The organism is Pseudoalteromonas sp. S3260 (assembly GCF_005886925.1).
Taxonomy (GTDB): Bacteria; Pseudomonadota; Gammaproteobacteria; order Enterobacterales; family Alteromonadaceae; genus Pseudoalteromonas; species Pseudoalteromonas tetraodonis.
The window spans coordinates 35262-47793 of sequence record NZ_PNCV01000034.1 but is presented as its reverse complement, the minus strand read 5'-3'; the positions used below and the strand labels follow the sequence as shown (position 1 = coordinate 47793).

Genomic DNA, 12532 nt, shown 5'->3' with positions numbered 1-12532 from the left:
TAGCATGAACAAAATTACCCCATTACAAAGTGGCGACACAGCACCGGCTTTTAGCTTACAAAACCAAAATGACGAAACCGTCGTGCTCAGCGAGTTATTAAAAGAAAAACAAGTACTGGTATACTTTTATCCTAAGGCGTCAACGCCTGGCTGTACAGTACAAGCCGAAAACCTGCGTGACCAACAAGCCGAGCTTGCTAAATTTAACACCCATGTTGTTGGCATAAGCCCAGATCCGATTAAGCGTCTTAAAAACTTTGAAACAAAAAAAGAGCTTAACTTTGACCTACTCTCAGATGAAGATCATGCCATTGCTGACGCATTTGGGGTGTGGGGCTATAAAAAGTTTATGGGCAAAGAGTACGACGGTATCCACCGCCTCACTTTCTTAGTAGGCCAAGACGGTAAAATTAAACACTTGTTTGATAAATTCAAAACCAAAGATCACCACCAAGTGGTATTAGATTATTTAGCAGCTGAATAAAAGCTAAAGGCTAAAGGCTAAAGGCTAAAGGCTAAAGGCTAAACAAGATAAAAATAAAAGCGTTGCTCAAGAGCAACGCTTTTTTATATTTGCTTATTTATAATTTAGCTAATAACGGTGATTGTGGAATACCTATTCGAGGAAGTAGAGCCGGTGTTACCGCAAAGGCTGCTGGTAAACGTCCTTTCAATTCAGCCATTTTTATTTGATTATTTTGCTGATCGTAAATGTAGTATTTTAAAACATCACCATAAGCACTTCCCTCTAAATTACCTTGTTGCAGTGTATCTAATGCATTGTCGTAATCTGCTGCATAAATATAAGCTAATGCTGTTTTTTAGCCCTCGTAATAGTCCTTCATTTTTTAGCCAGCCCCCTTCTTTATTATTAGGTGGCGTGCTTGGCCCTGTTTACGTGGTTATTTTAACAATTGCAACGCCAAACATCGGCATAGCCATGACAATGATCGGCATACTCGCAGGGCAAATTTTCAAAAGCTTAATTATTGACCATTACGGTTTGTTTGGCACCACTGAACGCAAAATCGATGTTAAACGCATTATTGCTTTGGCGTTTATTATTATCTCTCTGGTTTTTATGGCACAAGGATAAACTCACTATGACTATTATTATGATTTTTCTAGCTGTAATTGGTGGCGCAACATTAAGCATTCAAGCAGCCTTAAACGGACGACTAGGCGGTAACGTCGGTGTTTTTAAAAGTGCTTTTTTAACCTTTTCTGTTGGTGCACTAGTTACCGCACTGCTCATATTTTATTTTGAACCAAATCATGCTGTAACCTTAATGGATGTACCAAAATGGCAGCTACTTGGTGCCATGTGTGGCGTACCATACATTGTTATTATGGTGCTTACGGTGCAAAAAATAGGTACAGCGGTGGCAACCGTCGCGGTTATTTTTGGTCAACTAACCATGAGTGTATTAATTGATAATTTTGGCTGGCTTGGTAATGAGGCTATTGCATTGTCACCCAGTCGACTAGCGGCGTTAGTGTGTTTAGCCATTGCATTATTTTTTATTTATTCAAGCGGTAAAGTTGAAAACAAAAAATCGTAGTATAAACCTAAAAAACGTTGCTCAAAGGCAACGTTTTTTATTGCTTTAGCACTTTAAACTTTGGCATCGCGGCCGATAACAACATTAATAAACATACTATTATGGATAATAAACCGTGATACAGCTAAATAAACACTCAGCCTTTGACGTTAAAATTACAGCCGAAAAAACAAATATTGCACAACAAACAAAAGACACAACAAAAAATCAGGACAACACTGATTATCAATTATCAGACAAAGAACGCAATAAACTCTCAGGAAAAGAGGCTGAGCAAAACGCTGAAAAAGCAACAAATTCAGAAATGCCTGAATATATCGCAAAAATGATAGAGCAACTTAAAGAGCTCAAACAGCAGCTTGAAGAACAAAAAGAACAACTCACTCAATTACAAGCTCAATTCGATCCGGAAGACGAGGTCATACAAGCACAAATTGAAGCACAGGCAAATATTGTTTCATCAACCCAATCTCAAGTAGTCGCGCTGGTACAAATGATTAGCCAAGCCATGAAAGACGCAGGTATTACTGACGCAGGTGCACTTGTTAGTGCCATTGTTTGAATTTTCAGAGCCAAGTATTCAGCGTTATACTAATCTACCTTACAAAGGCGGCTTTATTTTTATCATCGGCTTATTATTTCAATGATAAATAGCCTACCCTAGCGGTTAAAAAACTACGCTGTGCTTGCGTTCTCACTTTTCACCCAACAGTGCTTGCTGATAAATTTTATTAAACTGTTCAGCAGGTAAGTCAGCCGCAAAGTGGTATATAAGCGCTTTGTATTCATCGCTTTGAATTAATTTTGAGAGTGTATTATTAAAGTCCTGCATAAATTTTATATTTTCTTCACTGCGCTCACACATTAAATGCCCAACAGTAAACGATGTTTTTAATTTCAAATCAAAGATATTATTTTAAAAGTTGGTAAAGGCGGCTTACCACCTACAACAAAAGAAGATCTAGATTCACTTGTACTAATTTACATGGAACGTGCTTTGGTTGATATTTTTTCAGGTAGGACAGATACTACCCCATTGATTATTCATAAAATTATTAGATTATTTGATTTTATAGGCAGAGAAAAAGAGAGCGGTAATGATCTTATTGCAGATTCATTAATTGACTCTGTTGAATTTGGTTTTAGAGAAGAGGTTCTTGAGTCTTTTTCTCATATAAAGAATATAAAAGAGCATCATGTATTTACTTTAATGAATAGAAGCTAGGTATAACAAGTTGTTAAAACTTTATATGTTTTTCAAAAAACGGAGTTTTAAAATGAGAAAAGAGTTCGAATTCACGGTTAAGGGTCATAAAATTAAAATTTTTAACTCATGGTTTGGTGGTGCAAAACTATATGTTGATGGCGATTTTCGTGATCAAGACTCTACCTTTATTGCTAATGGCAAAACGGCACTTCTTTCAGCAAAACTTGCTGACCTTGGTGTTTTAGAGGTTTTCCCCATATCTGCTTTAATATTTGTAGAAATGGATGCATTTTTAATTACGGACGATGAAAGGTTGCAAGTATACAGCTCACATAAGCGTTTAAACTTAACACAGCAGCGATTAGCAAAATAAACACATAGGTAAAATATGAAACTATTAATGGCTCCTTTATTACTCATTATTGCTGGGTGCAGTAGTGTTGCGCAAAAAGATAGAAAATACTCTCCGTGCTCTGAAGCATGGTTTAATCATGTTGAACAGCAAATAAATACCGGTGACGGTTATGGACATGGGCCAGACATTGGCTCTTTAGAATGGCGCTCTGTGATCATGTTTAAACTCGGTATTAGAGATAAGCCAAACGTACCAGAATTAAATACACAGCTGTGGTGCCAGTTTATTGATGAAAATTATATTTAAAGCCTGCTTGGCTTTATGAGTTTAAATTTGTTGAGTTAGGTTGGGGTTTACTCACCCAACCTACGTAATATAACTTAACGCCAAGCAGTTTAACGCTTACAGCTAAGCACTTATAACTGCGCTTTCTGTTTAACTAATACCCAAATACTTATGTACTTGAATTGATAAGCGCCAGTTTTTGGCGATACAAGTATCAATGGCTAATTTAGTTGCCGACGTTTTTTGGCTGATTGGCTGTAAATATACCAGTTTTGGGTTAACACCCGTGGCGACAAATAACTCTTCCAGTTCTTCTACGTGTTTTTGCATAGCAACCGGATGTTTAATTTCATCGGCGCGTTGCATAGCACTGCTCAATACTTTGTAACCACCACGCATATTAATTTTTGGTGATACCGTAACCCACGTTTGGGCAGGGGCGAGAATTTCAAAGGTGCCACTGGTTTCTATTTGCGTGCTAAAGCCATGATCATGCAATAAATTACATACTGGATTTAAATCGTACATGCAAGGTTCACCACCGGTGATCACAACATGCTTGGCGGTATAGCCACGGGACTTAAATAACTCCAGGACCTGCGCGGCATTGGCCTCAGCCCAATGATCCGAGTCGGCTTTTTTTTCAACCGTGTCATCTAGTGATACTTTATATACATTATCAACATCCCAAGTTTGTTTAGTGTCACACCACGAACATCCCACAGGACAACCTTGCAGGCGTAAAAATATAGACGGCGTACCGGTAAAGCTCGCTTCACCTTGAATGGTTTCAAACACTTCATTAATTTTGTACAAAAGAAATCTCACTTACAACCTGATGGCAAAATTGTTACTATTAAAAATCGCAAAGCACGGTGCAAAAATTGTCATTTATGCCTTGGCCGTGTAGTATATCGCGCCCTGATATAAACCTCTATCAAAACTAAAGAGCAAACCACGTATGACGCAAAAAGTAGTTGTTATTTATTCCGGCGGTATGGACTCATTTACTGTATTAAATAAAGCCTTGCAGCAAGGCCATGATGTTTATGCCCTCTCGTTTGATTATGGTCAGCGTCATGTTAAAGAACTTAAAGTTGCCGCCAACGTATGTGAAAAGCTAAATGTCCCGCACAAAATTGTTGATATATCAGCAATTAATCAGCTTATTGGTGGTTCGTCGTTAACAGACGATATTGATGTGCCAGAAGGCCATTACGAAGAAGAAAGCATGAAAAGCACCATTGTGCCTAATCGCAACATGATTTTACTTTCTTTAGCGGTAGGTTATGCGGTGTCGCTTAAAGCAAGCAAAGTGTATTACGGTGCGCATTCGGGCGATCATGCTATTTACCCAGATTGCCGCCCTGAGTTTGTTAAAAAGATGGATGATGTGTGTCGTATTGCTAATTACGATGCGGTAGAAATTTTTAGCCCGTATTTAAATAATACTAAAATCGATATTTTAACCGATGGTATTAAAATGGGATTAGACTACAGCCAAACATGGACCTGTTATAACGGTCGTGATAAGGCCTGTGGCAAATGTGGCGCTTGCCAAGAACGTTTAGAAGCCTTTGAGCTGAACAACGTAACCGACCCGCTTGAATACGAGTAAAGTTTAAAATAAGCACACTATAAGGCTACCAAGGGTAGCCTTTTTTAGTATGAAAAAACATTAAAGCCAGCGTTTTACCCGCGATTTGTAATCCTCAAATTGCTCACCAAATAACTGATGTAACGCCCGCTCTTCGGGAATGATTTGAAACAGCGTTAAATAACCAACGTAGCCCACAATACCTAAAAAAGCCCAAATAGAGCTTAGCCACACGCCCCACCCCGCCAGTATAAAAGCAAAGCCTAAATACATAGGGTTACGTGAGAGTTTATATACCCCTGAGGTAACTAAGCTTGTTGCTTGCTCAGGTTTATTTGGTAGTACCGTGGTTTTGGCTAAACGAAAACTGACGACCCCAGCAATACAAAAGAAACAACCTATAGCGACTAATCCTAATGCTAGGTAAGTTATGAAGGCGGTAAAGTCTATTACTGTGTAATGCGCAATCAGTGCCATAACAGCAGCGAAAAATACCACAACGACAACCGGTGGAATTTTATTATTTAACATACCTATTCCTTGTATCGATTAAAAAAAACTGCATGGTTACTATATGGTGGCGGCACAAATAATAACAATGACTTTATAAATACAAATAAAGTTACAATTAATTAGCTTTATCGGCGCTTAATTATGGTTATAATTTAAACTTAAAATAAAATTAAAGGAAGTAATTATGTCTGGCACAACAATGATAGTTCTCATTGTACTTATTTCTGTAGGTTCGGGGGTTATTTACGATATGTATAAAAAGCACCTTGAGTTTAAACATAAAGTTCAAGACAACAATCAAGATGCTCATAAGCAACTAGCAGAAGTAACCGCGCAAGTGACTGAACTCAAACAGCGAGTACAAACACTTGAAGCCATTGTTACCGACTCAAGCTATAGCGTAAAACAAGAAATAAACAAACTATAGCCGTCCCTTAGTTATAAATAATTAGGGTATAAATGTGCATTTTCTGGCTGCTCTATACCATGGGCAGCTAAAAACCCGCCAATGGCTTGTCCACACCCTTGGGGTGCCCTGCCGCTGTCTATTTCAAAGTTTAACTGATTCGCCTCTTGCTTACCCATAGAACATAAACTAACTGAACTTGGTGAACGCATGGCAATGCTTAGCTCCCCTACCTGCTCTGCGTGTACATGTTTACTAAAGCGCGCAAAGCCTTGGTATTTAAAATGCTCACTCACATACTCGTTACTTACAGCAACCAGTGCGGCAATAAAGCTATGTAAAAAGCTGTTGGTTGTTGCATCAGGTGCTAAAAATGACAAAGTTTTATTATTAAATTCGCTTAGCTGACAACTATCGCAATGAAGTTTAACCGTATACACCTGCTCGCCGGTGATTATGGCTTGGCAGTTAATTAGCGCAATTTTATTATCCGCAAACACCAGGCGCTCTATCAGGTCGTTCAATGGAATATTTTTAAACGATGTGCTTTTAACAAGCTCAGGGTTTTGCGCCATAACAGGTAAATCATGATGATTATTAAACGGCGTGCTGGTTGCGCCTTGATGCTGCAGCTGAAAAAGCTCTCTTACTTCATGCTCGCGTGCCACTTTCAATGCTAAAAATGCTGTTTGAATAAGCTCTGAGGTTGGCAAATTTTGCTCTACTGGCCAGCGACGACCAAACAGTAACTTTTTTGCTTTGTTCTCAGCACGGTAATTATCTGGACTAAGTACCGCCACTTGCAGATAAATATCACTGTTTTTTTCTGCAGCTAACACACTAAAGTGAGTAGAAAAACTAATGTCGTTAAGCACTTCATTAACACTGGCCAGCGTATGTTTGTAACGTAAAAAATGCTGGGGAACAATCCAATTATTATTGGCCAATTGCACTAACGGTGCATACGAAATCGGTTGCTCGTAACTGTGTTGCCACTTTTGCCCATCGCCTAATAATGGCTCAATTTTTATATTTTTATCTGACATATATAAACCAAATAAATCTGCCTGATGGCAGGATATTAACTATGAAGCACTTTACGTGGTTAATCACAAAAATCGATCACACTGACAGGAGTATTTAGCATTCAAATACGCGTTGATACTCTGTTATAACTTTTTGATAGTAAAGTCTATCTTTATTGAGCATTCGAGTATAATGGTCAAGCAATTGTTGCTGATATAGATGATGTTGTGGATTGTGTTTATCCCACATTTGACCACCGGTTTGAGTGAGTGTTTGGCTGGCATTTACACTAACGTGTAATACTTCGTAAAAACGTTTGTTTTCAACAATAATTTGCTCGTTTTCGAGCTTTAAATTACAGGCTTTTAAACCTTCGCGCACTTTGTAAAGATGCTGAATGGGGCAAATAATAAAACTGAGTTGGTGCAAGCTTTGCGGGTTGTTGGCAATAATTTGTTCAATAAGCTTTAAACATAAATCGCCCCCCACACCAGCAATAACCACCACTTGCTTTGCAGCTGTTGGCAATTTAATTTGCGCAACATCTTCGCAGCGCACTTGCCATGAAGGCAAAGACTTTCCTTGCTCAAATTGTTGTAGCGACTGCTCAAGCGCTTCCATTAACTCTGGAATAATATCAACAAAGTTTATTTGTTTGGCTATGCCGCGCTCAAGTAATGCCATACCTAAAAAGCCATGATCGCAACAACAATCCCAAACAATATCGTAAGACTGTGTAATTAACGAATTGATGGCGTTTAAACGTTTACTCAGTTTCATTTAACTCACTATGTTTTTGTTTTGTACACCAATGCTTTTAAGCTTTTATCGCTATCAATTTCAATAAAGCGATCAGTCGGTTCTAGGCGTTTAACAAACTCAATAGCACCTTGAGTATGCTCTTCAATAAGTGCTTTAAAATCGTTTTCTGTAAGCTCTGGGCTATTAGCGCATAGCAATAACTGTGTAGTATCGTTTAAAAGCTCAGGAAGTCTGCGCAGCACTTTTTGATAGTCTTTGGTTAAAATAAAACTGCCTTTTTGAAAACTGGGCGGATCAACAATAATCAAATCAAACGGTGCGGCTTTTTTTAGCTTACCAAACGACTTTAAAATATCATGCGGTAAAAAACTGACGCCCCTATCAACATTGTTTAATTGATGGTTTTGCTTACCGACTTTTAACACGCCTTTGCTCATATCCATGTTCATCACATGATCGGCACCGCCGTGCATAGCCGCTACCGAAAAACCACAAGTATAAGAAAACAGGTTAAGTACTTTGGCATGTTTACTATTGTCCATGACAAACTCACGGCCTTTTCGCATATCTGGAAAAATACCGGTGTTTTGCTTACTCATTAAATCAACCAAAAAACGCACACCATTTTCGGCTACGGTATGGCGCGCGGGCAATTGCCCGTGAACAAGGGTGTTATGGCTTTGCAGCCCCGCTCGCTGCTGATACACCAATGCAGTAATTAGCTCTGGATGATGTTGTTGTGCCCACTGCCATAACGTATCGGTGAGCGTAGTGAGTGTTACCTCATCAATTTCACTGTATGACACCAAAAACAAACTCGGTGGATAAAAGTCTAAGTTAATATGGCTTAGCGCTTCTACGCTGTGGCCGCGACCATGAAATACGCGGCATAATTCGTTATCTGCAAAAGGCGTGTCTGCTAATGCATTAATAAGAGGAGTAAAATCGATTGTCATTTAATTAATCAACTGTTGTTGTAGTTCATGTATTTCGTCGCGTACAGAGGCGGCTTTTTCAAATTCTAAATCACTGGCATACGCATGCATTTTGGTTTCAAGCTGCTTAATTTGCGTGGCAATCTCTTTAGCACTGAGGATTTTTTTAGAGTCTTTACGAATAAGCTGTAAGTTATCTTGCGGTGAAGCATCTTCACCTACATCCATTACATCGAGTATCTTTTTAACCAAGGCACTGGGCTCAATACCGTGCTTAACATTATAAGCATGCTGTATATCGCGGCGTCGCTGGGTTTCATCAATGGCTTTGGCCATCGACTTAGTGATTCTATCACCGTATAAAATAGCGCGACCATTAAGGTGGCGCGCAGCACGGCCTATTGTTTGAATAAGTGAGCGAGCTGAGCGTAAAAAGCCTTCTTTATCGGCATCTAAAATAGCCACTAGTGCAACTTCTGGCATATCTAAACCTTCACGTAGTAAGTTAATGCCTACTAACACGTCAAACACACCGGCACGTAAATCACGAATAATTTCGACCCGCTCTACGGTGTCTATGTCAGAGTGTAAGTAGCGTACTTTTACATTATGTTCGCTTAAATAATCAGTTAAATCCTCAGCCATGCGTTTGGTCAGTGTTGTTACTAACACGCGCTCGCCTTTTTCAACACTTTTATAAATTTCTGAGAGTAAGTCATCAACCTGATCGCCAACCGGACGCACTTCTATTAATGGATCAAGTAAGCCGGTTGGACGAATAACTTGTTCAGCAACCTCGCCATTGCTGCGCTCTAATTCAAAATCACCCGGTGTGGCCGACACATAAATAGTTTGCGGTGCAATGGCTTCAAATTCTTCAAAACGCAGTGGACGGTTATCCATGGCCGAGGGCATTCTAAAACCGTATTCAACGAGGTTTTCTTTACGGCTTCTGTCGCCTTTATACATAGCGCCAATTTGCGAGACAGTTACGTGCGATTCATCAATAATCATTAATGCATCGTCGGGTAAATAATCGAGTAATGTTGGCGGTGGATCGCCAGGTGTGCGCCCCGATAAGTAACGGCTGTAGTTTTCAATGCCTGAGCAATAACCAAGTTCGGTCATCATTTCTATGTCGTATTGGGTACGCTGCGCAATACGTTGCTCTTCAACTAATTTATTAGCGCTGAGTAATTGTGCCCTGCGCTCTTTAAGCTCAACTTTTATTTTTTCGATGGCTTCGAGTATTTTTTCTCGTGGCGTTACATAGTGAGTTTTAGGGTAAATAGTAGCGCGCACTATGTGTTTTTCTACCGCACCGGTTAATGGATCAAAAATACTCAAGCGTTCAACTTCATCATCAAACATTTCTACACGTACTGCAAAGGTATCTGATTCAGCTGGAAATATATCCACCACTTCGCCGCGAACACGATATGTACCTCGACTAAAATCAATATCGTTACGGGTATATTGCAGCTCTGCAAGGCGGCGCAGCATATCGCGCTGGTCGACTTTTTCGCCCACTTTTAAAAGCAGCATCATTTTCATGTATGAATCAGGATCGCCCAAACCATAAATCGCCGATACCGACGCAACGATTATGGTATCGCGACGCTCTAATAGCGCTTTAGTGGCGCTGAGCCGCATTTGCTCAATGTGTTCATTGATGGATGCATCTTTTTCAATAAAGGTGTCGCTGGCTACCACGTAGGCTTCTGGTTGGTAGTAATCGTAGTAAGATACAAAGTACTCAACCGCATTATGCGGGAAAAATTCTTTCATCTCGCCGTATAATTGCGCCGCTAAGGTTTTATTGTGCGCCATAATAATAGTGGGGCGATTTAAATCACTAATGATGTTAGCCATCGTGAAGGTTTTTCCCGTCCCTGTTGCGCCCAATAAGGTTTGATGAGCAAGCCCTGCTTCTAAACCTTCGCACAACTGAGCGATAGCGGTAGGCTGATCCCCAGCGGGTTTAAATTTTGATTTTAACTGAAAATGATCGCTCAATGACTACACTCCTGTAATGCTTGACTGCTTAACGCTTCAATTTCTTTCATAAACCACTTATAGGCTACAAGGGCTGTGAATAAATTACCAATGGCCGCGCCAATAAACAAGCCGATTAAACCTGCCAGTTCATTCCCGATATACGCAAAGGGAACATAAAAAATAAATAACCGAATGACGCTCAAAACTAAGGCGTTCATGGGTTTGTGTAAAGCGTTAAACGAGGAGTTGGATAAAATGATCACTCCTTGCAAGCCATAACTTAATGGGATGGTATAAATAAACAGTTTTATGACATCAACAACGGCTTGCTCCTTACCAAATATTTCACTTATGACGCCTGAGAACATAATTAATAAAATATAAATAACAAACTGCCATAACATCACAAATTTTAAGGTTCCTAGGTAGGCATCCTTTACGCGAGAAAAATGACTGGCTCCAAAATTTTGACTAATAAAAGGTGGCAAAGTCATCGATAATGCTAATACCACCAAACTCGCTATTGATTCTATTCGACTCCCTACTCCAAAAGCAGCCACAGCCTCTGGACCATGATGTGCAACCAATGCCGTCATTACTGCCATAGCAACCGGTGTTAGCATGTTAGCACCTGCTGCGGGTAAGCCTATTTTTAATATTTTACGAATAGCTCCAATAACCGTTTGCGACCCTGCTTTTAAACTCAACAAGCGCTTTTTAGCAATTAATAAGTATAAAATAATTGCCACAGCAACTGCCCATGCTATAACACTGGCGATGGCGGCTCCTTTAATGCCAAACGCAGGAATGGGGCCAAAACCAAAAATAAGTACAGGATCGAGTACCGCATTGATAAGCCCCGCTCCACCCATAATAATACTCGGTGTTTTAGTATCGCCACTGGCACGCAGTACAGAATTACCAATCATCGGGGTAATTAAAAATACACTGCCTAAAAACCAAATACTGATATATTCATGAATGAGCGGTAATACTTGCTCCCCAGCTCCGAGTAAAGTAAAAATAGGATCAATTAATAAATAGCCACACGTAGATAAAACCAACACTAATACCACCGCAATCAACAACGATATACTGGCATCAAAACGCGCTTCTTCAATATTGTTACTGCCTAATGCTTTTGCTATTACCGCTGAGGTACCTATGCCTAAACCAATCGCTAAACTAATAACGGTAAAAGTAACGGGAAATGTAAAGCTCACTGCAGCAAGCGGCTCAGTACCCAATAAGCTAATGAAAAAAGTATCAACTATGTTGAACATCATTAGGGTGATCATCCCAAAGATCATCGGAATGGTCATTTTCTTTAGTGTAGGCAAGATTGGGGCGGTGAGTAAATCAGGGCGAGTATGTGATTGAGAATGTGCGCGCATAAAATAAATAAGCCTCTTTTACTGAACGGCATATTTTAAAGCATCCGAGCTGTTCAAGCCATGCTTTATTAAATCTAAACAACTAAATCAGCCTTTAATCTACAAACTATTACTTTTACGCTGTTGTAAATAAATTTTGCACAAACACATTAAAAATCAAATTAAATACATTTATGTAACTTTTGCAACATTTATTTTTAGGTTTTGTTGATTTATCACACAGTCAGAGGCTTTGTTTTATCGTCACGAAAAATTTTATTTATCGATTAAGTGAGTAACTTAGCTGAATCGTAAGCTATTGTTTTTAAATGTATAAAAAAAAGCTTTTAAATACTTGAAATCGTTGTAGCGCCCTACAATGCTGGGGGTGCTGATGTTCTTAAAGTTTCATAAACAGAGTTATCCACAGAAACCGTGGATAACTCAATCAACCCCACGTTTATAAAGGGCTACAACCGGGTGCTAAATTGTCTGATAATTTGGTTTTTTCCG

Annotated in this window: 17 protein-coding genes; 9 read left to right on the top strand and 8 right to left on the bottom strand. The window is 39.4% G+C overall.

Going from position 1 to position 12532, the window contains the following annotated elements; genetic code table 11:
• Nucleotides 1–4: 4 nt before the first annotated feature.
• The 4 genes from bcp to CWC14_RS06095 all read left to right on the top strand — a co-directional run bounded on the left by bcp (nt 5) and on the right by CWC14_RS06095 (nt 2124).
• The gene (gene bcp / locus CWC14_RS06115) at nt 5–484 is read left to right on the top strand and encodes a thioredoxin-dependent thiol peroxidase (RefSeq protein ID WP_013465264.1); all 480 of its coding nucleotides are present in this window, start codon (nt 5–7) and stop codon (nt 482–484) included.
• A gap of 123 nt (nt 485–607) precedes the next feature.
• Nucleotides 608–1096, top strand: coding sequence for a DMT family transporter (locus tag CWC14_RS19695; protein WP_249928706.1), 489 nt, complete (start codon nt 608–610; stop codon nt 1094–1096).
• A gap of 7 nt (nt 1097–1103) precedes the next feature.
• Nucleotides 1104–1562 carry a DMT family transporter gene (locus tag CWC14_RS06100; protein ID WP_138561876.1) on the top strand — a complete coding sequence of 153 codons (459 nt, stop codon included), beginning with the start codon at nt 1104–1106 and terminating at the stop codon, nt 1560–1562.
• Between the two features lie 115 nt (nt 1563–1677).
• Nucleotides 1678–2124 (top strand): hypothetical protein, encoded by a 447-nt coding sequence (locus CWC14_RS06095; protein ID WP_010388464.1) that lies wholly within the window; start codon nt 1678–1680, stop codon nt 2122–2124.
• A gap of 132 nt (nt 2125–2256) precedes the next feature.
• Here CWC14_RS06095 and CWC14_RS06090 read toward each other — a convergent pair whose 3' ends face one another.
• Entirely contained in the window at nt 2257–2463 is a 207-nt protein-coding gene (locus CWC14_RS06090; RefSeq protein ID WP_249928705.1) for a hypothetical protein, read from the bottom strand.
• An 84-nt stretch (nt 2464–2547) separates the two neighbouring features.
• Between CWC14_RS06090 and CWC14_RS06085 the strand changes: the two genes are divergently transcribed.
• From CWC14_RS06085 to CWC14_RS06075, 3 genes are read left to right on the top strand one after another with little or no spacing between them, the layout of a single operon-like run.
• Nucleotides 2548–2787: a hypothetical protein gene (locus tag CWC14_RS06085; protein ID WP_138561874.1), complete on the top strand. Its 240-nt coding sequence runs from the start codon at nt 2548–2550 to the stop codon at nt 2785–2787.
• Nucleotides 2788–2839: 52 nt separating this feature from the next.
• Nucleotides 2840–3142, top strand: a complete 303-nt coding sequence (locus CWC14_RS06080; RefSeq protein ID WP_138561872.1) for a hypothetical protein — start codon at nt 2840–2842, stop codon at nt 3140–3142.
• 15 nt (nt 3143–3157) lie between these two features.
• Nucleotides 3158–3430 carry a hypothetical protein gene (locus CWC14_RS06075; RefSeq protein WP_138561870.1) on the top strand — a complete coding sequence of 91 codons (273 nt, stop codon included), beginning with the start codon at nt 3158–3160 and terminating at the stop codon, nt 3428–3430.
• A gap of 129 nt (nt 3431–3559) precedes the next feature.
• On the opposite strand, the gene queE is transcribed toward CWC14_RS06075, so the two are convergent.
• Complete coding sequence (gene queE, locus CWC14_RS06070) at nt 3560–4225, bottom strand: 7-carboxy-7-deazaguanine synthase QueE (RefSeq protein ID WP_076923049.1); 666 nt, start codon at nt 4223–4225, stop codon at nt 3560–3562.
• Between the two features lie 145 nt (nt 4226–4370).
• Here queE and queC point away from each other — a divergent pair, with 145 nt between their 5' ends.
• Complete coding sequence (gene queC, locus CWC14_RS06065) at nt 4371–5027, top strand: 7-cyano-7-deazaguanine synthase QueC (RefSeq protein WP_008110177.1); 657 nt, start codon at nt 4371–4373, stop codon at nt 5025–5027.
• A gap of 60 nt (nt 5028–5087) precedes the next feature.
• Here the strand turns inward: queC and CWC14_RS06060 are convergent, their stop codons facing one another.
• Nucleotides 5088–5537: a methyltransferase family protein gene (locus CWC14_RS06060; protein ID WP_013465273.1), complete on the bottom strand. Its 450-nt coding sequence runs from the start codon at nt 5535–5537 to the stop codon at nt 5088–5090.
• Nucleotides 5538–5703: 166 nt separating this feature from the next.
• On the opposite strand from CWC14_RS06060, the gene CWC14_RS06055 reads away from it, so the two are divergent.
• On the top strand, nt 5704–5946 hold the full coding sequence (locus CWC14_RS06055; protein ID WP_013465274.1) for a hypothetical protein: 243 nt from the start codon (nt 5704–5706) through the stop codon (nt 5944–5946).
• Between the two features lie 11 nt (nt 5947–5957).
• On the opposite strand, the gene CWC14_RS06050 is transcribed toward CWC14_RS06055, so the two are convergent.
• The 5 genes from CWC14_RS06050 to CWC14_RS06030 all read right to left on the bottom strand — a co-directional run bounded on the left by CWC14_RS06050 (nt 5958) and on the right by CWC14_RS06030 (nt 12040).
• The gene (locus tag CWC14_RS06050; protein WP_028835016.1) at nt 5958–6971 is read right to left on the bottom strand and encodes a hypothetical protein; all 1014 of its coding nucleotides are present in this window, start codon (nt 6969–6971) and stop codon (nt 5958–5960) included.
• A 94-nt stretch (nt 6972–7065) separates the two neighbouring features.
• A complete protein-coding gene (locus CWC14_RS06045; RefSeq protein ID WP_138561868.1) occupies nt 7066–7731 on the bottom strand; it encodes a tRNA (adenine(22)-N(1))-methyltransferase in 666 nt (221 codons plus the stop codon).
• A gap of 8 nt (nt 7732–7739) precedes the next feature.
• Entirely contained in the window at nt 7740–8669 is a 930-nt protein-coding gene (locus tag CWC14_RS06040; RefSeq protein ID WP_138561866.1) for a class I SAM-dependent methyltransferase, read from the bottom strand.
• Nucleotides 8670–10664: an excinuclease ABC subunit UvrB gene (gene uvrB / locus CWC14_RS06035; protein WP_138561864.1), complete on the bottom strand. Its 1995-nt coding sequence runs from the start codon at nt 10662–10664 to the stop codon at nt 8670–8672.
• Complete coding sequence (locus CWC14_RS06030) at nt 10661–12040, bottom strand: MATE family efflux transporter (protein ID WP_033104422.1); 1380 nt, start codon at nt 12038–12040, stop codon at nt 10661–10663. Before CWC14_RS06030 ends, uvrB begins: the two co-directional genes overlap by 4 nt.
• Nucleotides 12041–12532: the final 492 nt, after the last annotated feature.

Bases quoted from the DNA above. Each gene is read 5' to 3' on its own strand.
- CWC14_RS06030 (WP_033104422.1), bottom strand. From the start codon at position 12,040: ATGCGCGCACATTCTCAATCACATACTCGCCCTGATTTACTCACCGCC.
- CWC14_RS06080 (WP_138561872.1), top strand. From the start codon at position 2,840: ATGAGAAAAGAGTTCGAATTCACGGTTAAGGGTCATAAAATTAAAATT.
- CWC14_RS06040 (WP_138561866.1), bottom strand. From the start codon at position 8,669: ATGACAATCGATTTTACTCCTCTTATTAATGCATTAGCAGACACGCCT.
- queC (WP_008110177.1), top strand. From the start codon at position 4,371: ATGACGCAAAAAGTAGTTGTTATTTATTCCGGCGGTATGGACTCATTT.
- CWC14_RS06055 (WP_013465274.1), top strand. From the start codon at position 5,704: ATGTCTGGCACAACAATGATAGTTCTCATTGTACTTATTTCTGTAGGT.
- CWC14_RS06050 (WP_028835016.1), bottom strand. From the start codon at position 6,971: ATGTCAGATAAAAATATAAAAATTGAGCCATTATTAGGCGATGGGCAA.
- CWC14_RS06075 (WP_138561870.1), top strand. From the start codon at position 3,158: ATGAAACTATTAATGGCTCCTTTATTACTCATTATTGCTGGGTGCAGT.
- CWC14_RS06045 (WP_138561868.1), bottom strand. From the start codon at position 7,731: ATGAAACTGAGTAAACGTTTAAACGCCATCAATTCGTTAATTACACAG.
- bcp (WP_013465264.1), top strand. From the start codon at position 5: ATGAACAAAATTACCCCATTACAAAGTGGCGACACAGCACCGGCTTTT.
- CWC14_RS06085 (WP_138561874.1), top strand. From the start codon at position 2,548: ATGGAACGTGCTTTGGTTGATATTTTTTCAGGTAGGACAGATACTACC.
- CWC14_RS06060 (WP_013465273.1), bottom strand. From the start codon at position 5,537: ATGTTAAATAATAAAATTCCACCGGTTGTCGTTGTGGTATTTTTCGCT.
- CWC14_RS06100 (WP_138561876.1), top strand. From the start codon at position 1,104: ATGACTATTATTATGATTTTTCTAGCTGTAATTGGTGGCGCAACATTA.